An 18,946-nucleotide genomic window follows, 5' to 3' on the forward strand; every position below is an offset into this window, starting at 1 on the left:
CGTCCACAGGCTGTGGAGAACCCGTGGCCGGTCAGGAGGCGGACTTCTCCTGGAGGAGGCGTCGCTCCTTGAGCAGCCGGTGCAGCTCGCCGTCGAGGTTCTGCCGCGCCGCCTCCTCCCAGGCGGCCCCCATGGGGCTGAAGTACAGCGACGGGCGCTGCAGGAGCTTCGTCAGCACCCGGATGCGGGCGTCGAGGTAGTCGGGCAGCGGGATGTGCGAGTACTCGGCCCGGACGTTCGCCATGTACTGCTTGTAGCGCTGCGGCTCGGCGGCCAGCATGGCCAGGTCCGCGTCGTTGAGCACCGCGGAGTCCACGTCGTCCGGCAGCGGCTTGTGGCGGTCGATCGAGTCGACCAGCCGCGCCGCGCGCTGCACCGCGGCGTCGGGCAGGCCGAGATCGGTGAGCTGGGTGCGCGCCAGGTCCGCGCTCACCGTCGTCTGCTCCCCGCCCTGGTTCGCCTGGGCGACCTTGCGCGTCGCGTCGAACACGGCGCCGTGGTACCAGGCCGCGAGGCGCACCAGGTCGGGCTCGTGCGTCTCCTGGGACAGCTCGTCCACGCGGTGCAGGACGTCGGCCAGGTGGCGCAGGTTGTGGAAGTGCCGCTCCGGGGCGGACCACCGGTCGATGAGGTCCTCCCCGACGGACCGGATCTCCGCGTCGCCGGCCGTGGCACCCGCACCGTGGCAGGTGCGGACGAACGCGGAGAGGAACCACTGGGGCGCGTCGGCGCTCATGACGCCCATCGCTATCAGACCTTCGGTCGCCGGACTAGGACTGCCCTCCTCGTCAGACTACGACCGTGGGGCGACATCGCACCGCGGTCGGGGTGCTGGCACGTCTCCGGATCAGGCTCCGGTCAGGAGGAGGACGACGCGCCATCGTAGCCGCCCGCCGCCGGGAGAAGAACTCGCACCGTCATCCCGCCGCCGGGCGTCTCGCGGACCGACACGTGCCCCTGGTGCGAGCCCACGATCGCCGCGACGATCGCCATGCCCAGGCCCGAGCCGCCGGACTCGCGGTTCCGCGACGAGTCGGCGCGGTAGAACCGCTCGAACACGCGCTCCGCCTGCTCCGGCGTGATGCCCGGGCCGTGGTCGCGCACCTCGACGACCACGCCGCCGTCGGGCGCCCGGCCCACCGCCAGCTCGGCCGGCGAGCCCGCGGGCGTGTGCCGGGCCACGTTGCCCACGAGGTTGGTGAGCACCTGGCGCAGGCGGTCGGCGTCGCCGGTCACGACGACGCCGGACGGCGCGGGCGTGCCCGGGGCGAGCCCGGTGACCGTGACCTCGCGCGTCGGGTCGAGGGCGTGCAGGTCCTGGGCCGCGTCGCGCGCCATCGCGCCCAGGTCCACCGGCTCGCGCCGCATCGGCCGGCCCTCGTCGAGCCGGGCGAGCACCAGCAGGTCGTTGACCAGCGTGCTCATGCGGCGGGCGGAGTCCTCGATGCGCCCCATGGTGTCGTCCACCTTGGCGGGCGTGTCGAGCGCCCCCAGCCGGTACAGCTCGCCGTAGCCCTTGACGGTGGCCAGCGGGGTGCGCAGCTCGTGGCTCGCGTCCGAGACGAAACGCCGCATGCGGCGCTCCGACTCCTCCTGCGCGGAGAACGCGCGCTCGATCTGCGCCAGCATCGTGTTCAGCGACGCGGACAGCGAGCCCACCTCGGTCGACGTCGGGCGCTCGGGCACGCGCTGCGACAGGTCTCCCGCGGCGATCTCCGCCGCCGTCGCCTCGATCTGCCGCAGCGGCCGCAGCGACCGGTGCACCAGCAGGAACGAGATCGCCCCGCCGAGGATCACGATGCCGAGCGCCGAGAACAGCAGCGACCGCGTGAGGTAGGCGACCGTGTGCTGGACCTCCGCGAGGGGGAGCCCCACGTAGACGGCGCCCTGGATGGTGCCGGACGAGCTGTAGGGGAGCGCGACGACGCGCCAGTCCCCGGGTTCCTCGCCGCCGATCGAGCCGACGGTGAACGGCTCGGGCCCGCGGTCGACGACCGCCGAGACGGGCTCGTCGGGGATGTCGGGGATGCCGTACTTCTCCTTGGTCGCCGGCCACACGGTGGGCTGCGAGGTGGCGCCGTCGACGTCGCGCAGCACGACGACGTACTCGCTCGGGGCGCGCTGCGCCAGGTCGCCGGCCGAGTTGAGCACCATGTTCCCGACGCTCTTGGCGGACTGCGTGAGCTGCTGGTCCGTCTGCGCCACGAGGTAGCCCGAGACGACGGTGCGCGTCACGACCGCGGCCAGGATGAGCCCCGCCGCGAGCACGAGCACCGTGATGGCGACGAGCCGCGTGCGCAGCGGCAGCCGCTCCGGCCACGCCCAGCGCCGGGGACGGCCCGCGGCGTCCGGCGCGGCCGGCGCCGGCGGCACCGCGGCGGTGCGCGGGTCCGCCGGCAGCGCCCGCCCGTCCGCCGTCGTGCCGGCCGGGCGCGCGGCGTCCGCCGCCGTCCCCGGGCCGCCGGGCGTGGGCGCGGTCATCGCGGCGCCTGGGGCGCCCGCAGCAGGTAGCCGACGCCGCGCTTCGTGTGGATGAGCGCGGGCAGCGTGACGTCGTCGCCGTCGGGCCCGGTCACGGTGAGGTTGTCGATCTTGCGGCGCAGGTACGAGATGTACGACTCGACGATGTTGGCGTCGCCGCCCCAGTCGTACTGCCACACGTGGTCGAGGATCTGCGCCTTGGACAGCACCCGCCCGGCGTTGAGCATGAGGTAGCGCAGCAGCTTGAACTCGGTGGGGGAGAGGTCGATCTCGATCCCGGCGCGGCGCACCTCGTGCGAGTCCTCGTCGAGCTCGAGGTCGCCGACGCGCAGGACGGCGTCGTCCTCGGGCTCGCCCGCGTGGGTGCGGCGCAGCACCGCGCGGATGCGGGCCACGACCTCCTCTAGGCTGAACGGCTTGGTGACGTAGTCGTCCCCGCCGACGGTGAGCCCCTGCACCTTGTCCTGCGTGTCGTCGCGGGCGGTGAGGAACAGCACGGGGGTGTGCCGGCCGGTGGAGCGCATGCGGCGGGTCACGGTGAAGCCGTCCATGTCGGGCAGCATCACGTCGAGCACGACGAGGTCGGGCTCGACGTCGCGGACGAGCTGCAGCGCCCCGTTCCCGTCACCGGCGGCGTGCACCTCGAACCCCGCGAAGCGCAGGGACGTGGACAGCAGCTCGCGGATGTTGGGCTCGTCGTCCACGACGACGAGACGTGCCTCGGGTGCGCTCATGGATTCAGTGTGCGACCGGGGTCTGAGCGTTGCCTGGGAAGGCCCTCGGACGGGACTGGTGCCCCGGACGCGCGCCCGTGTGGGTGGCCCCGCCCATGATGGCGGGGTGCGGATCACGGGGGAGCAGCGCCGCCGGCGCCTGGTCGTGCGACAGCTCGCGCTCGGCGTCGACCGGCCGGGGGAGCCCGCCGCGGCGACGCCGGAGGACGTCACCCGGAGGCTGGTCGCGCTGCACGCGACGGACGCGCCGAGCGTGCACCTCGCGGTCCTCGCGCGGGTCCCCGGCCTCGGGCTCGACGACGTGCGCGACGCGCTCTTCGCGCGGCGCAGCCTCGTCAAGGTGCTGGGGATGCGCCGCACGATGTTCGTCGTGCCGCGCGACCTGGTGCCGGTGGTGCACGCGGCGGCGTCGGCCCCCGTCGCGGCGCGGCTGCGGGCGCGGCTGCTCAAGGAGCTCGCGACGCTGCCCACCGACCCCGTCGTCGAGGATCCCGAGGCGCTGCTCGCGGCGGCCGAGGTGCAGGTGCACGCGGCCCTGGCCGCCGCGCCGCTCGACGGCGCCGAGCTGTCCCGGGCGGCGCCGCTGCTGCGCACCGCGTTCCTGCCCACCACCGACAAGGCGTGGGACGTGCGCCGCACCATGACGTCGCCGCTGCTGTCGCTGCTCTCCGCGGAGGGCTCCGTCGTGCGGGGCGAGCCGCGCGGGGCGTGGTCGTCGCCGCGGCACGTGTGGTCGCCGATGAGCGACTGGTTCCCCGACGGGATCCCCGCGATGGACGAGGAGACGGCGCGCGTCGAGCTCGCCCGCGCGTGGCTGGCGGCCTTCGGCCCGGCGACCGTGGCGGACCTCAGGTGGTGGACCGGGTGGAACCTCGGCCAGGCGCGCCGCGCCGTCGCCGCCCTCGACGTGCGCGACGTCGAGGTGGAGGTCGGCCCGCCGGGCGGGGAGACCGTCGTCGCCGACGGCGTCATGCTGCGCGCCACCGACCTCGACGCGGACCTCGACCCCGCGCTGGACGACGTCGTCGCCGGCCACGCCGCCCTGCTGCCCACGCTGGACCCCACCACGATGGGCTGGACCGCGCGCGACTGGTACCTGGGCCCGCACCGGTCGCAGCTCTTCGACAGCGCCGGCAACGCGGGCGCGACCGTCTGGTGGCAGGGGCGGGTCGTCGGGCTGTGGGTCGTGCGGCCGGACGGGGAGATCGCCTGGCGGCTGCTCGAGGACGTGGGGGCCGACGGCGAGGCCGCCGTCGCCGCCGAGGCCGCACGGCTGAGCGCGGTGCTGGGCGGCAGCACCTTCACGCCCGGCTACACGACCCCGCTGTACCGCGAGCTGCTCGCCTCCGGCGGTTGAGCCTGTCGAAACCGAGGCACCGGGTTTCGACAGGCTCGGCCGGCGACGAGGTCAGAGGTAGCGCAGCGGGTCGAACTCGTCGAGCGGGATGATCCGGACGCGCGGCAGCGGGGCGGTGAACGCGTCGGCGTCGCCCTCCAGGTCGAACATCTGCAGCCCGCGCTCGGAGAGCTGGGCGAACTGCCCGTTGACGAACTCGCGGAAGGCCAGCAGCCCCACGCGCCGATCGTCGTCGAGCAGCGCCTCGATCTGCGGCAGGAAGTCGCCGTCGTGGCTCGCGAGCAGCACGTCGCCGTCGCGGTCGGCCAGGGCCTCCAGCGTGCGCTGGATACCGACGTCGACGACCTTCTCCGTGCCCGACGACGCCAGCGGGATCGGCTTGTAGCCCATCGCGAGCAGCGCCTGCACGAACGCCATCGGCATCTGCCCGCTGCTGGCGTTGAGGAAGAACAGCGGGACGACGTCCTGGTCCCACAGCTTCTGCGCGAACGTCGAGATGCGGTCCCAGCGGGGGCGCTCCTCGGGGTTGGGGCGCCGGTTCAGCACGTTCATGCCGAGCGTGGCGTCGATGTTCTCGCCGTCCACCAGGAGGTAGGTGCGGCGGGCCGCGGGCTCGGCGGGGGCGGGCGCGCCCGCGGGGGCCGGGGCGGTGAAGGCCGGAGACATGCCACTCAGGGTATCGGCACGGTCCCCAAAACGATTCGGGGCGTGGACCGCGCACCCGGGCGATGACCGAATGGCACCGAGAGCCAGGAGAAGAACGACGAGAAGAACGACGAGAAGAAGAGCCACGAGACAGGAGGACACCGATGTCCCGCACCACCACCACCAGCCACACCACCGGCCGTCGGCGCCGCGTCGCGACGGCCGCCGCCACCGCGCTCGTCGCGCCCCTCGCAGTCGCCGCCGTCGCCACCGCCGGGGCCGGCACGGCCGCGGCGCACGGCTCCGTCACCGACCCGCCCAGCCGCAACTACGGGTGCTGGGAGCGATGGGGAGACGACTTCCAGAACCCCGAGATGGCCGACCTCGACCCCATGTGCTGGGCCGCCTGGCAGGCGGACCCGAGCGCCATGTGGAACTGGAACGGCCTGTACCGCGAGAACGTGGGCGGCGAGCACGAGGCCGCCATCCCCGACGGGCAGCTCTGCTCCGGCGGCCGGACGTCGGCCGGCCGGTACGACGCCCTCGACACGCCGGGCGACTGGCACACCACGGACGTGGCCCAGCAGTTCGAGCTCACCCTGACCGACGGCGCCCAGCACGGCGCGGACTACCTACGCGTCTACGTGACGAAGGAAGGCTTCGACCCGACCACCGACGAGCTCGGCTGGGACGACCTGGAGCTGGTCACCGAGACCGGCGCCTACGCGCCCGCCCCGGAGTACCGCACCGACGTCGACCTCACCGGCCGCGAGGGTCGCGCCGTGCTGTACACGATCTGGCAGGCGAGCCACCTCGACCAGTCGTACTACCTGTGCTCCGACGTCGTCATCGGGGGAGACGACGCGGCGGGCTGACCCGTCCGCGTCCCGGCAGGAGCAGGCCCGGCCCCGTCGACGCGAGCGTCGACGGGGCCGGCGCCGTCACTGCTCCGTGGCCGGCGAGATCTGCGGCGACGGCGCGTTGCCCGCCTTGAGCGCGGCGAGCCGGGCCTCGAGCTCGATGTCCTTGTCGGACGCCTCCAGCTCGGCGAACTGGGAGTCGAGCGACGCCGCCGCGACCTCCGCCTGGCCCATCGCCATGGCCTCCTCGCGGCGCACGGTCTCCTCGTAGCGGGCCAGCTCGCTGGTCGGGTCGAGCACGTTGATCGAGCTGATCGCGCCCTGCACGGTCTGCTGCGCCTGCGCCGCCTTCTGCCGGGCGACGAGCTGGTCGCGCCGGGACTTCAGCTCGCCCAGCTTGTCCTTCATGGCGGCGAGCCCGGTCTTGAGCTTCTCCACCGTGACGCGCTGCTGCTCGATCATCGGCTGCGCCGTACTGACCTCGGACTCGGCGTCGAGCTGCTTGCGCAGCGCCACCTTGGCGAGGTTGTCGAACTTGTCCGCGTCGGCCGTGTTGCCGGCGGCGCGGTACTCGTCGGCCTTGCGCGACGCGGCCAGGGCCTTCGTGCCCCACTCGCCGGCGGCCTGGACGTCCTCGTTGTAGTCCTGCTCGGCCAGGCGCAGGTTGCCGATGGTCTGGGCGATGGCCTGCTCGGCCTCGGCGATGTTGTTGGTGTAGTCGCGCACCAGCTGGTCCAGCATCTTCTGCGGGTCCTCGGCGCGGTCGATCAGCGCGTTGATGTTCGCCTTCGCGAGCTGGCTGATGCGCCCGAGGATGCTCTGCTTCTGCGTCATGGTCGTGCTTCCTTCCGTCGCCCCTGCTGAGGTGATGTGCCGTCGTCGTGCCTGCCAGAACGTGCGCCGCCCGGGTCGGGTTCCGCCCGTCGGGGATCAGAATCGGCCGCCGCGGGACCTCCCGCCGCGCCCGCCGCCGCTGCGGCCGCCCCCGCCGAAGCCGCCGCCGCCCCGGCCTCCGCCGAAGCCGCCCCCGAACCCGCCGCCGGAGCCCCGCCGGCGGCTGCCGCCGTACCCGCCGCCGTACCCGCCGCCGAAGCCCCCGATGCCGCCGCCGGAACCGCGCAGCACGGAGTCGAGCAGGATCCCGCCCAGCACCATGCCGCCGACGTTCGAGCCGCCCTGCCCGCCCTGGTTCGCGCCCCACGACGCCGTGTCCTGCTCCGCGAGCTGCGTCGCCTGCTGCGCGTACCGCTCGGCCTGCTGGGCGCGCTCGAGCGCGGCCGCCGGGTCCTGCGGCTGGAGGGCCTGGGCCTCCGCGACGAGCCGCGCGGCCTCGGCCAGCCGCGTCCGGGCCTCGGGGCCGACCGCGCCGCGGCGCGTCGCGACGTAGTCCTGCGTGGCGCGCACCTGGGAGTCCACCCGGCCGAGCGTGTCGCGCAGCAGGGCCCGCGCGCGGGCGTCCGCCTCCGCCTTCTCGCGCGCCGGGGCGAGGGCGGCGTCCAGGGCCGCCTCGGCCGCGGTGAGTCGGTGCAGCGCGGCGAGCGGGTCGCCCCCGGAGCGGGCGTCGCGGGCCTGGGTCATCGCGGCCTCGGCCTCGGCGAGCGCGGCGGCGACGGCGGCCCGGTCGGTCGGGCCGTCGGCGGGCGCGCCGGCCGGCACGAGGCGGGCCGCGTCCGTCACGTCCTGGCCGATCGACGCGAGCCCCTTGTCCAGGTCGGCCCCGGCGGTGGCCAGCTGACCGCCCGCCTGGTCGACGGCGTCCAGCAGGGTGACGGCCTGGCCGAGCGCGTTCTGCGCCGCCCGCAGGTGCGCGACGGCGGCCGCGCGGGTGCGGCCGGTGAGCGCGGCGTGCCCCGCGGTCACGGCGTCCCGGGCGTGCCCCACGAGCGCGGTGGCTTGGTCGGGGTTGTCGCGGACCGACGCCAGCGCCGCCGCGGGATACGACGCCGCGAGCCCCGCGAGCGTCTCGCGCGCCACCGCCACGCGCGCCTCGATCTCGCCGGCGCGCTGCTCGGTCTGGTCCAGCAGCTCGGGCGCCCGCTGCTGCAGGGCGCGCAGCTCGTCGAACGCGTCCGTCTGCGCGTCCAGCGACGCCCCGGCGTGCTCGGTCAGCTCGAGCACGCCCGCGAGCAGCTGGCGGCGGCGCGCCTCGTCCTCGGGCACGTCGTCGTCGAGCTCCTGGCGCAGCCGGAAGGCCTGGGCGACGTCGGCCTTGGCGCTCTCGAGCGCCGCGGAGAAGTCCTGCGTGGCCTCCAGCCCGAACTCCGCCTGCGCGAAGCCGAGCTCCTGCTCCGACGTGCGCAGCGCGTCGTCGATCTCGACGAGCGCGGTGCCGACCCGGCGCTCGAGCTCCTCGGTCGGCACGGCGGTCAGGTCGCCCGGACCGGCCGGCGCGGCGCCCTGCTGCTTCCGGCGCCGCGACCGGACCCAGAGCCAGCCGCCGACCCCGCCCACCACGACGACGCCGCCCACCGCGGCCGCCGCGCCCCAGGCGGAACCGCCGGACGACGTCGTGCCGCCGGTGCGGATCGTGTCCGCGGCGGCGATCGCCGCGCCGGCCCAGTCGTCGTCGCGCAGGTGGTCCTCGACGACCTCCTCGATCTGGTCGAGCTGCGCGTCCGTGACCCCGGCGTTGTTGTCCACCGACAGCCCGTACGCGCGGTCCTGCGTGGCGACGGCGAGCAGCAGGTCGTTCACGCCCAGGCCGGCGCTCGTGGCGGTGTCGTTCGCCCAGCTGGGGCCGTCCCTGCCGTCGAACGAGTCGACGTAGACGACGAACAGCTGGTACGGCGTCTCGTCCGCGAGCGCGTCGAGCGACGCCTGGACCTGCGCCTCGTCGCCGTCGAGCACCCCCGAGGGGTCGGTGATCTCGCTGTCGAGCCCGGTCAGGGGCGGGACGGCGGAGGCGGCGGGCGCGAGGACGGCGGTGCCGGCGAGGGCGAGGAGCAGGGCCAGCACGCACGTGCCGACGGCCGCTGCGGCGCGGCGCGCCGCAGCGGGGACGAGACGGGGATTCACGACCCGATCGTGTCGCGCCGGGGCAGGCGACGCAATCGCGGCCCACCTGCGCGAGGACCGCCGACCGCCGTCAGCGCGCGCCGGTGTCGCCCGGCGCGGCGTCCCGGAGCCGCTCGAGCAGCGGGCCGGCCGCCTCGTCGAGGAACTGCGCCTGCCGCTCGTCGCCGATCTGCACCAGGGCGAGGTCGGTGAACCCCGCCTCCCAGTAGGCGGAGGCGGCCTCGACGACCGCGTCCAGGTCCGGCCCGCAGGGGATCGACGCCGCGACGTCCTCCGGGCGCACGAACGCCGTCGCCCGCTCGAACGCCTCCGTGGTGGGGAGGTTGGCGTTCACGGGCCAGCCCAGGCCGAACCAGCGGAACTGCTCGTGCGCGCGGGCGACCGCCGCGTCGCGGTCCGGGTCCCACGAGATCGGCATCTGGCCGATCTTGCGCGACGGCGGCAGCGCGGCGTCGGCGCGCACGGCGTCCCAGCGCTCGATCAGCCCGGCCTTCGGCTCGGTCGCCACGAGATGGTCGGCCAGCGGGGCGAGATGCTCCACCGCCTGTCGCCCGGAGACGGCCACGCCGATCTCCACCGGGTCGTCGGGCAGGTCCCACAGCCGCGCCGAGTCGACCTGGAAGTGGTCGCCCCGGTAGCTGATCAGGTCGCCGCTGAACAGCACGGAGATGATCTCGACGGCCTCCGCCAGCAGCTCGTGCCGCTCGTCGACGGCGGGCCAGCCGGCCCCGACGACGTGCTCGTTGAGGTTCTCGCCGGCCCCGAGGCCGAGGGTGAACCGGCCGTCGGACAGCAGCCCGACCGTCGCCGCCTTCTGCGCCACGACGGCCGGGTGGTAGCGCAGGGTCGGGCAGGTCACGTACGTCATGAGGCCCACCCGCTCGGTCGCGTGCGCCACCGCCCCCAGCACGCTCCACGCGTACGGGGAGTGGCCCTGCGCGTCCAGCCACGGGAAGTAGTGGTCGCTCATGACCTCGAAGTCGAAGCCGGCCCGCTCCGCCCCGGTCGCGTACTCCACGAGGCTCTTCGGGCCGGCCTGCTCGGTCATCAGGGTGTAGCCGAATCGGGTCATGCGGCCACGGTGCGACGGCACGCGCCTGCCCGCACGGCGGGACCGCGCGGACGGGACTCAGCCCGCCGCCGTGGCGTCCAGGTCCTCCGCGTCGACGATGCGGTACGCGTATCCCTGCTCGGCGAGGAACCGCTGCCGGTGGGCGGCGAAGTCCTGGTCCACGGTGTCGCGGGCGACGACGGCGTAGAAGTGCGCCGTCCGGCCGTCCGCCTTGGGCCGCATGACGCGCCCCAGCCTCTGCGCCTCCTCCTGCCGCGACCCGAACGACCCGGACACCTGGATCGCGACGGACGCCTCCGGCAGGTCGATGGAGAAGTTCGCGACCTTCGACACCACCAGCCGGGTGATCTCGCCCTCGCGGAACGCCTCGAACAGGCGCTGGCGCTCGCGGACCGTCGTCGCGCCCGTGATGAGCGGCGCGTCGAGGTGCGCGCTGAGCTCCTCGAGCTGGTCCAGGTACTGGCCGATGACGAGCACCTGGTCGTCCGGGTGCTGCGCCACGATCCGCTCGACCACGCGGTTCTTGCCCGGCGCGCACGCCGCGAGACGGTACTTGTCCTCCGGCTCGGCCGTCGCGTACAGCATCCGCTCGTGCTCGGGCAGCGTGAGGCGCACCTCGACACAGTCGGCGGGCGCGATGTAGCCCTGCGCCTCGATGTCCTTCCACGGGGCGTCGTAGCGCTTGGGGCCGATGAGGCTGAACACCTCGTCCTCGCGGCCGTCCTCGCGCACGAGCGTGGCGGTGAGGCCGAGGCGGCGGCGGGCCTGCAGGTCCGCCGTCATGCGGAAGATCGGCGCGGGCAGCAGGTGCACCTCGTCGTACAGGACGAGGCCCCAGTCGCGGGCGTCGAGCAGCTCGAGGTGGCTGTACACGCCCTTCCGCTTGGTGGTGAGCACCTGGTACGTGGCGATGGTGACCGGCTTGATCTCCTTGCGGGAGCCGGAGTACTCGCCGATCTCGTCCTCGGTGAGGGTCGTGCGGCGCACCAGCTCGTCGCGCCACTGGCGGGCGCTGACCGTGTTGGTCACGAGGATGAGCGTGGTGGTGCCGGACTTCGCCATCGCGCCCGCGCCGACGATCGTCTTGCCGGCGCCGCAGGGCAGCACGACGACGCCGGAGCCGCCGTGCCAGAACCCGTCCACCGCCTGCGCCTGGTAGGGGCGCATCTCCCAGGCCTTCGGCTCCTCGTGCGGGGTGCGCGGGTGCGTGGTCGGCGAGAGCGCGATCTCGTGCTTCTCGCCGTCGACGTACCCGGCGAGGTCCTCCGCGGGCCAGCCGAGCTTCACCAGGACCTGCTTGAGGTGGCCGCGCTCGGACGGGTGCACGACGACGGTCTGGTCGTCGATGCGGTCGCCCACCAGGCCGGCGGTGCGCTTGGACTTGAGCACCTCGGCGAGCACGGCCTTGTCGCTGGCCTCCAGGACCAGCCCGTGCGTGGGGTGCGTGGCGAGCGTCAGGCGGCCGTACCGGCCCATCGTCTCGGCCACGTCGATGAGCAGCGCGTGCGGCACCGGGTAGCGCGAGTACTCGATGAGCGTGTTCACGACCTGCTCCGCGTCGTGCCCCGCGGCGCGCGCGTTCCACAGCCCCAGGCTGGTCAGGCGGTACGTGTGCACGTGCTCCGGCGCGCGCTCCAGCTCCGCGAACGGCGCGATGGCGCGGCGCGCGTCGTCGGCGCGCGGGTGGTCCACCTCCAGCAGGATGGACTTGTCGCTCTGCACGATGAGCGGGCCGTCGGTCATGCGGCTCCTTTTCGAGGGGGCATCGGTGGAGGGCGCGGGGGCGTCCAGCATGACAACATCCCGCGCTGTCTGCGTGTTCCGTAAGGGGCGCGAGTGACGCTGGGACCCCGGATCTCCTTGCCTCGATGGGCTACCTCGACTACAGTGAATCACTCGCTGAGGCTATGATTCAGGAGTGATAACGGTGACCGAGGTCGGAGATCTCATCGAAGGGGCCCGCCTCGCTGCCGGACTGAGTCAGCGGGGCCTGGCCGACGCTTCCGGCATCTCGCAGTCGACGCTCTCACGGATTATCGCGGGCGCTCGCGAGGCGAAGCTGCCGGAGGTCGTGGCGATCGCTGAGGCGACCGGTCACACCGTGGCTCAGCTCACTGGTGGCGCGAACGTCGCGGGTCGGCTCGAGCTCGCGGCCCGGGCGACCAACGGATCGACCATGGACGATATGCGGCGAACACTCACGCACTTCCTCGAGGTGAACGACTACCTGGACGACCAGGCTGTGGCTGTCGCTCCCCGGCCGGGGGCCCCGGCCCGCAACCAGCGGTCATGACGGCCGAGGCGGAGGCCCGTGAGGCTGCATCCCGATTTCGACGCGAGCATCGCCTGGGCGTGCAACCTCTTGGCGACCTGATCGCGATCATCGAGCAAGTCACCGGGATCGATGTCGCGGTGCTTGACGCCGGGCCGGACGAGCACGGTTTGACGATGCGGGATCCGCACCATGGCATGGTCGTGATCGGGGTAGCCCGCACCGACAAGCCGATGCGGCAGCGCAGTTCCTTGGCTCACGAGCTCGGCCACGTCACTTTCGGAGACTGGGCGAGCATTGATCGCGGGGCCATGAGTGCGCGCAGCCCGCAGGAGGTGCGTGCGGACGCCTTCGCACGTCATCTGCTTGTGCCGGTGGACGGTGTCCGTGAACTCCTAGGGTCGCGAACTGAAGTTGGGCTCTCGAGTCTCTCGGCGGTCGTCCAACGCTTTCTCGTGTCCCCGGCAGTAGCATCTATCGCGCTCTGCGACGCGGGCTACATCGACGCTGTGGCGAAGAAAGAGTGGATGGCGCTCACGACACCACAGGTCGCCGCGCGGTTTGGGTGGAGCGACCACTACCGGGCGCTCCAGGCAGACTCGCTCCAACGCCGGGCCCCGCAGAGACTGCTCGAGCGCGCCATCAATGGATACGTCGCCGGTGTGCTGTCTGCACAAGTAATTGCGACCCTGCGTGGTGTATCGGTGGACGAGGTCGAGTCAGAGTTCGCCCTGGCAGGGATCACGCCGTCGCCATCTCAAGTGGCGTGGTCGTCGGCCGCCGATCTCCCGGACGTCGACGTCGACCTGTCTGATCTTGACGAGGACGGCGGTCCAGATCGGGCGCACGGATGACGCGTCGACCGATCATCGACGCCGGTCCCGGACTCAACTTCTTCTCGATCCACAAGGAACGGCTTCTCATCGGAACCCTCGGTCCGCTGAGCGCTCCCGAGACCGTAGAACTGGAAGTCCAACGCAAGGCGAGGTCGGACGAACGATTTCGCGCGGCGGAGCAGGTGTGGCGGAAACTTCCTCCACGTCTGATGGAGGTATTGCCCGACGAAACCACGCCGGAGCTTGCGGCGGTCGTGCAGCGGTTGACACAACTTCCCATGAGCGAACGGATCAAGCAGCGCAAGGACCTCGGTGAGACGATGGTGATCGCGCATGCCGTGGTCGCGGCGCAGGAAGGGCACAACGTGACGATCTTGATGGACGACGGCGGTGGGGCTGCTCACGCGTCGTCGGAGATTGCGCGCCTGCGAAGGATGAAGGCGGCCGGTGCCGACGTCGGCATGGTGCAGCTCATCGGCACACATACGGTCTTGGAGAAGGCCGCGGGCGGCGAATACCTGCCCGGCCGTACGGAGATGCGCGAGATCTATGCGCGACTTCGTGGCTTGGATGACGGCCTACCACCGATCGAGCGCACGAAGCTGCTGAGCCCAGAAATCTGGCGCTGACCCCCGCTGTCTTGGGCCTTACCTGGCGGGATATGGACCGGAGACGTGTCGTGGCTGTACGGGTACCTGTCGACGTCAGCCTTCCACCGGCTCGACGGCGGCGATGCGGTGCACGGCGACGGTGAGCTCCGCCTCCCGCGCCGGGTCCAGCGCGCGCAGCCGGCCGCCGTCGAGCCGCAGCGGCTTGAGCGCGCGGCGCTCCAGCGTGCCCGACGCGCCGACCATCTCGATCCACACGACGCGGCCGTCGCGCAGCGCGTCGTGCAGGGTGGCCAGCGCGTCGCCCGGCTCGACGGCGCGCGTGCGGCCGGCCGTCGAGGTGCCCCGGGTCCCGTTCGCCGGCCCGGCCGCGCGCGACCCGTTCGTGCCGGACGGCGCGTCGGCGGCGCGGTGGGCGCCGGCCAGCCGGTCCACGGCCGTCTCGTCCCCGGTGTCGGCGGCGCGCAGCCGGGCCACCAGGTGCGCGCGGGCGTCGTCGGACGTCGTCTCCGGCTCGGCCGCGGGGCCCCGGCGCGCGTCGCGGGCGGTGCGGTCCGGCCGCGGCGGGCGGCGCAGGCGGGCGCTGAGCACGCGGCCGTCCGGGCCCTCGACCGCGGACAGCAGGCCGCGGGCGCGCAGCGCGTCGTGCAGCTCGGCGGCGGGGACCGCCGCGGCGAGCACCGTGGGGGCGAGGCGCACCAGGCCCAGGTGCGCGAGCCGCGGGTCCGCCGCCAGCCCGGCCAGCACCGTGGGGTCCGCCGCGCGCACGTACGACCCGGCCGACCCGACCCGCAGCGACTCGTGGCGCCGCGCCGTGTCGCGCACCAGGTACTCGAGCGGCTGCGGCACCGGCACCCGCGACCGCTCGGCGAGCGCCTCGAGCAGTTCGTCCGCCGTCGTGCCGTGGTCCAGCGCACGCGTCACCGACGACGGGGAGAACCGCACCGTCGTCGCCGCGCCCCGCGACTCGACGTCGGCCGACCGCTCCAGCAGCAGCGCCAGGGCCTGCGACGGCCGGCCCGGAACGATGCCGGTGAGGTCGCCCTGCAGCAGCACCTCGTCCACCTCCGGCGGCAGCGCCGCGCGCATCGCGCCCGCGAGGCCCGCGTGGTCCGCGTCGTCGAGCACCGCCGCGCCGGGGCCCGACAGCGCGCCCGCGCCCGTCGCGCCGAGCAGCGCCGCCTCGGTCAGCAGGCCCGCGACCGCCTGCTCCGGCGGCACCGTGCGCGGGGCGTGCCAGCGCAGCACGGCCATGACGGCGCCCGAGTCGAGCGCCGTGCCCGGCTGGGCGGCCAGCACCTGCAGCACCTGGCGACGCAGCCGCGGCACCCAGCCCCGGTGCAGGTCGGGCGACAGCGGCGCCCGCAGGTTGCCCTTCTCGTCGCGCGAGCCGACCAGCCACGGCGTGCGCCGCGAGCCCGCCCACGCGGCGGCGAGGAGCGCCCAGCGCTCGGCGTCGTCCAGGTCCTCCCAGCGGTCGGCGACCGTCGTGGGCCGGTACGACGGCGGCGCCTCGCCGTCGTCGGCGACCACGCCCGCGGCGGCGGCGAGCTCGACGACGAACGCCGTGTCCGCCTCGTCGGCGCCGAGCGCCTGGGCCGTGCGGCGCAGGTCGCGCACGCCGAGGCCGCCGCTGCGCAGCACCGCCGGCGCGGTGTCGTCCCAGGCCGCGACGAGCAGGTCGACCCGGCGCACCAGCTCGAGCGCGGCGCTCGCGGCCTCGGCGTCGACGACGGGCCCGGGCACGGTGCGCCCGTCCGGCCGGGGCGGGGCGAGCTCGGGGGAGCGGTGCGTGCGGCCGCCGCGCAGCGCCAGACCGACGTCGCGCGGCAGCGTCACGTGCCGGGCGTCCGTGCGCAGCAGCAGCCGCGCGTCGACCAGGGCGTCGACGGCGGTGCGCGCCGCCGTGCCCGGCGCCGGGACCAGCCCGATCGGCGGGCCCCACGCCAGCGCGTCGAGCACCTCGCGGCCGCCGCGGGGCAGGTCGTCGGCGGCGTCCGGCGCCGGGGCGCGCCGCTCGGCGGGGCGGGCCGGTCCGAGCCCCGCCGGGTGCGGTCCGAGGACGTCGTCCAGCCCCGGCGCCGGGCGCAGGTCCGGCCGGCCGGGCTCGCCCGCGTCCCACAGCAGCGCCGCGGTCAGCGCGTCGGCGAGGGCGCGCTCGACGGCGGAGCCGGCATCTGCCTCGTCGTCTCCCTCGCTCTCTCGCGCGGCGTCGTCCGCGCCGACCGCCCGCCGCACGTCCTGGGGCGTCACCGGGCCCTCGTCCGCGAGCGCGACGACCGCCTCGAGCGCCTGCAGCGTGCGGGCGTCGGCGTGCGCGAGCGCCCGCTCGAGCGCGGTGCGGCTGGACGCGCGGGCGGCGAGGGAGCGCAGCGTGGACGGCGACGGGGTGGCGAGGTCCGGCCGGGCGCGCAGCAGCGCGAGGAGCTCGTCGTCGTCGCGGGTGCGGATCGCCTCGGTGAACGTACGGGGCGCGTCCGAGGCGCCGGCGCCGTCCGCGACGTCGGCCTCCGCCGTGCCCCGGGGCGACGTGCTGGCCATCTGATCGATGCTACGCGCCGCCCGCCCGCTGCCGAACAGGCGGTTGACACCGTGATCGGCCCGCTCGAGGCGCGATCACGGTGTCAACCGCCTGTTCGGCGACGGCGGGGGCGGGTCAGGAACCGGCGGTGCGGCGGCAGACCTCGTCCCAGGGTGTGGGCTCGATGCCCCAACGGTCGCGGGCGGCGGAGTCGTCGAGGACGTAGGGCCGCTCCCACTGGTAGATGAGCTCCCGCAGCTCGCGCATGAACGGGGAGACGGCGGCCGCGGCGGCCAGCGCGGGGCCGCGCAGCGAGCCGACGCGGACGGGCGGGTGCCCGACGGCGGCGAGCGTGTCCGTCAGGGCCTGCGCCTGCGTGCGCGGGGCGTTGCTCGGCACGTGCCAGGTGCGGCCGTGGGAGCCCGGGTCCTCGGCCGCGGTGACGAGCGTGCGCGCGACATCGCCCACGTCGGTGAAGGTGTGCGGCAGGTCGGTGCGGCCCATCATCGTGACGCGCTTCCCGGCCAGCGCGGCCGGCAGGACGCGCGAGACGTGACCGTTGCCGCCGATGCCGGGGCCCATGTAGTCGGACGCGCGGACCTCGACGGCGCCGCGCAGGCGCCCGTCCTCGAAGGCGCGGCGGGCGTCGGACCAGAGCCGCGCGCGCAGGCGGCCCTTGTGGTCGGTGGCGGCGTCGGGCAGGTCCTCGGTCATCGGGCCGTCGACCGGGCCGTACGGGTAGAGGGTGCCGGTGATGGCGTAGACGGCGCCCGAGCGCTCGGCGGCGGCGAGGAGCGCCGCCGCGAGCGGCGGCCACGCGCGCTCCCACTGGGTGTAGTCGCCGGGGTTGGCGCAGTTGTACAGGACGTCCGCGCCGTCGGCCGCGTGGGCCAGGGCGTCGGCGTCGGCGGCGTCGACGGCGACGTGCGCGACGCCGTCGATCCCGGTGTCGCGGCCGCTGCGGGTGACGACGGTGACGTCGGAGCCGCGCTCCGCGAGCAGGGCGGCGACGTGCCGGCCCACGGGGCCGGCGCCGACGATCAGGTGACGGTCGGTCATGATTGCTGCTCCAATCCGAGAGCAGTGCTCTCTGTTGTGCCGATCGTGGCACGCTGCCGCGCCGATGGCAAGAGCGGTGCTCTCGTTTGTGGTCGCCGCTCTCGCGTGCCAGGGTGAGGCGCATGGCCGACGCCCCCCACACCGCCCGCGCGCTCGCCCGCGAGACGCTCACCCGCGAGATCCTGGCCGCGGGCCGCGCCCGCCTCGCGACCGACGGCCCGGTCGCCCTGTCGCTGCGCGCCGTCGCCCGCGACGTCGGGATGGTCTCGTCCGCCGTGTACCGGTACTTCCCCAGCCGCGACGCCCTGCTCACCGCGCTGATCGTCGAGTGCTACGACGAGCTGGGCGCCGCCGTCGAGGACGCCGACGCCGCGGTCGCCGACCGCGACGACGTCGCCGCCCGCTGGCTCGCCGCGTGCCGCGCGCTGCGGGGGTGGGCCGTGGCGCACCCCGCGGAGCTCGGCCTGCTCTACGGCACGCCGGTGCCGGGGTACGCCGCGCCGCGCGACACGGTCGACCCGGCCACGCGCGTCGTCCGCGTGCTGGTGACGGTGGTGGCGGGCGCGCACGCGACCGGCGCGGAACCACGGCCCGCGCCGGACGGCGCCCCCGACGCGACCGCCGTCGTCGACCCGGCGCGGCAGTTCGTCGCCGCGCGGGGCATCGTCGACGACGCGCCCACGGAGCTGGTCGCCCGCGCGCTGATGGCCTGGACCACGCTGTTCGGCACGGTGTCGTTCGAGATCTTCGGGCACCTCGTCGGCTCCGTGACCGACCCGGGGGAGTGGTTCGACGCGGTCGCGCTCCGCCTCGCGGACGACCTCGGCATCATCCGGTCGCGCCGAACAGGCGGTTGATGTCGAATTGAGCCCCGAAAGCACCCCATAACGGTGTCAACCGCCTGTTCGGCGCGAAGGGTGGGACGCCGACCCGGACGGATGCGGCACCGGGCGGCGCCGGCCGGTAGCCTGGGCGCCTGGCCGCGTGCCGGGCGCGCGCCCGGGCACCGGCCGGATCCGGCTCCGCGCACCGGCGCGGGGCCGTAGTCGACGACGAGCACGAAGAGGTTCAGGTGCCCACCGGCAAGGTCAAGTGGTACGACGCGGAGCGCGGGTTCGGCTTCATCGCCAGCGAGGACGGTGGGGAGATCTTCCTGCACGCCTCTGCGCTGCCGGCGGACGTGACGAGCGTCAAGCCGGGCGCCCGGGTCGAGTTCGGGGTGGCCGACGGCCGCCGCGGCCCGTCCGCGCTGTCCGTGCAGCTCCTGGACCCGGCGCCGTCGGTGGCGAAGGCCAAGCGGAAGGCGCCGTCCGAGATGGCCGGCATCGTCGAGGACCTCATCAAGGTGCTCGACCGCGTGGGCGACCAGCTGAAGCGGGGCAAGTACCCGGACGGCACGGCGGGCAAGCGCGTCGCGACGCTGCTGCGCGCCGTCGCCGACGACCTCGATTCCTGACGCTCCGGCCGACGCCCCGCCCGGACCGAG

The 18,946-nt window shown here is 74.5% G+C and carries 17 protein-coding genes; 7 read left to right on the plus strand and 10 right to left on the minus strand.

Features of this window, described 5'->3' with window-relative positions:
• Positions 1–31 precede the first annotated feature (31 nt).
• The 3 genes from AAG589_RS12070 to AAG589_RS12080 form a co-directional block, all read right to left on the minus strand.
• Complete coding sequence (locus AAG589_RS12070) at positions 32–736, minus strand: HD domain-containing protein (RefSeq protein WP_430567493.1); 705 nt, start codon at positions 734–736, stop codon at positions 32–34.
• A 122-nt stretch (positions 737–858) separates the two neighbouring features.
• Positions 859–2,481: a sensor histidine kinase gene (locus tag AAG589_RS12075; RefSeq protein ID WP_430567494.1), complete on the minus strand. Its 1,623-nt coding sequence runs from the start codon at positions 2,479–2,481 to the stop codon at positions 859–861.
• Positions 2,478–3,215 (minus strand): response regulator transcription factor, encoded by a 738-nt coding sequence (locus AAG589_RS12080; RefSeq protein WP_430567495.1) that lies wholly within the window; start codon positions 3,213–3,215, stop codon positions 2,478–2,480. The genes AAG589_RS12075 and AAG589_RS12080 overlap by 4 nt, the downstream gene beginning before the upstream one ends.
• 106 nt (positions 3,216–3,321) lie before the next feature.
• Between AAG589_RS12080 and AAG589_RS12085 the strand changes: the two genes are divergently transcribed.
• Positions 3,322–4,572, plus strand: a complete 1,251-nt coding sequence (locus AAG589_RS12085; RefSeq protein ID WP_430567496.1) for a winged helix DNA-binding domain-containing protein — start codon at positions 3,322–3,324, stop codon at positions 4,570–4,572.
• A gap of 51 nt (positions 4,573–4,623) precedes the next feature.
• Here the strand turns inward: AAG589_RS12085 and AAG589_RS12090 are convergent, their stop codons facing one another.
• Positions 4,624–5,238, minus strand: a complete 615-nt coding sequence (locus AAG589_RS12090) for an NYN domain-containing protein (protein ID WP_430567497.1) — start codon at positions 5,236–5,238, stop codon at positions 4,624–4,626.
• 143 nt (positions 5,239–5,381) lie between these two features.
• On the opposite strand from AAG589_RS12090, the gene AAG589_RS12095 reads away from it, so the two are divergent.
• Positions 5,382–6,092: a lytic polysaccharide monooxygenase auxiliary activity family 9 protein gene (locus tag AAG589_RS12095; protein WP_430567498.1), complete on the plus strand. Its 711-nt coding sequence runs from the start codon at positions 5,382–5,384 to the stop codon at positions 6,090–6,092.
• Between the two features lie 66 nt (positions 6,093–6,158).
• Here AAG589_RS12095 and AAG589_RS12100 read toward each other — a convergent pair whose 3' ends face one another.
• From AAG589_RS12100 to AAG589_RS12115, 4 genes are all read right to left on the minus strand, one after another.
• Complete coding sequence (locus AAG589_RS12100) at positions 6,159–6,911, minus strand: PspA/IM30 family protein (RefSeq protein ID WP_430567499.1); 753 nt, start codon at positions 6,909–6,911, stop codon at positions 6,159–6,161.
• 96 nt (positions 6,912–7,007) lie between these two features.
• Positions 7,008–9,092: a TPM domain-containing protein gene (locus AAG589_RS12105; RefSeq protein WP_430567500.1), complete on the minus strand. Its 2,085-nt coding sequence runs from the start codon at positions 9,090–9,092 to the stop codon at positions 7,008–7,010.
• Positions 9,093–9,162: 70 nt separating this feature from the next.
• The gene (locus AAG589_RS12110) at positions 9,163–10,164 is read right to left on the minus strand and encodes a TIGR03557 family F420-dependent LLM class oxidoreductase (protein WP_430567501.1); all 1,002 of its coding nucleotides are present in this window, start codon (positions 10,162–10,164) and stop codon (positions 9,163–9,165) included.
• A gap of 57 nt (positions 10,165–10,221) precedes the next feature.
• Positions 10,222–11,907 (minus strand): DNA repair helicase XPB, encoded by a 1,686-nt coding sequence (locus AAG589_RS12115; RefSeq protein WP_430567502.1) that lies wholly within the window; start codon positions 11,905–11,907, stop codon positions 10,222–10,224.
• 184 nt (positions 11,908–12,091) lie between these two features.
• On the opposite strand from AAG589_RS12115, the gene AAG589_RS12120 reads away from it, so the two are divergent.
• Genes AAG589_RS12120 through AAG589_RS12130 form a run of 3 tightly spaced genes read left to right on the plus strand, consistent with a single transcriptional unit; the run spans position 12,092 to position 13,901 of the window.
• Positions 12,092–12,457 (plus strand): helix-turn-helix domain-containing protein, encoded by a 366-nt coding sequence (locus AAG589_RS12120; RefSeq protein WP_430567503.1) that lies wholly within the window; start codon positions 12,092–12,094, stop codon positions 12,455–12,457.
• Positions 12,454–13,290: an ImmA/IrrE family metallo-endopeptidase gene (locus AAG589_RS12125; RefSeq protein WP_430567504.1), complete on the plus strand. Its 837-nt coding sequence runs from the start codon at positions 12,454–12,456 to the stop codon at positions 13,288–13,290. The genes AAG589_RS12120 and AAG589_RS12125 overlap by 4 nt, the downstream gene beginning before the upstream one ends.
• Positions 13,287–13,901: a hypothetical protein gene (locus tag AAG589_RS12130; protein WP_430567505.1), complete on the plus strand. Its 615-nt coding sequence runs from the start codon at positions 13,287–13,289 to the stop codon at positions 13,899–13,901. Before AAG589_RS12125 ends, AAG589_RS12130 begins: the two co-directional genes overlap by 4 nt.
• Positions 13,902–13,976: 75 nt before the next feature.
• Here the strand turns inward: AAG589_RS12130 and AAG589_RS12135 are convergent, their stop codons facing one another.
• Positions 13,977–16,421 (minus strand): helicase-associated domain-containing protein, encoded by a 2,445-nt coding sequence (locus AAG589_RS12135; protein ID WP_430567506.1) that lies wholly within the window; start codon positions 16,419–16,421, stop codon positions 13,977–13,979.
• A gap of 115 nt (positions 16,422–16,536) precedes the next feature.
• Positions 16,537–17,460, minus strand: coding sequence for an NAD-dependent epimerase/dehydratase family protein (locus AAG589_RS12140; protein WP_430567507.1), 924 nt, complete (start codon positions 17,458–17,460; stop codon positions 16,537–16,539).
• Positions 17,461–17,582: 122 nt separating this feature from the next.
• On the opposite strand from AAG589_RS12140, the gene AAG589_RS12145 reads away from it, so the two are divergent.
• Both AAG589_RS12145 and AAG589_RS12150 read left to right on the plus strand, forming a co-directional pair.
• Entirely contained in the window at positions 17,583–18,317 is a 735-nt protein-coding gene (locus tag AAG589_RS12145) for a TetR/AcrR family transcriptional regulator (RefSeq protein ID WP_430567508.1), read from the plus strand.
• A gap of 215 nt (positions 18,318–18,532) precedes the next feature.
• The gene (locus AAG589_RS12150; RefSeq protein WP_430567509.1) at positions 18,533–18,916 is read left to right on the plus strand and encodes a cold-shock protein; all 384 of its coding nucleotides are present in this window, start codon (positions 18,533–18,535) and stop codon (positions 18,914–18,916) included.
• Positions 18,917–18,946: the final 30 nt, after the last annotated feature.

This window comes from Isoptericola sp. F-RaC21, from assembly GCF_038593535.1.
GTDB lineage: Bacteria > Actinomycetota > Actinomycetes > Actinomycetales > Cellulomonadaceae > Isoptericola.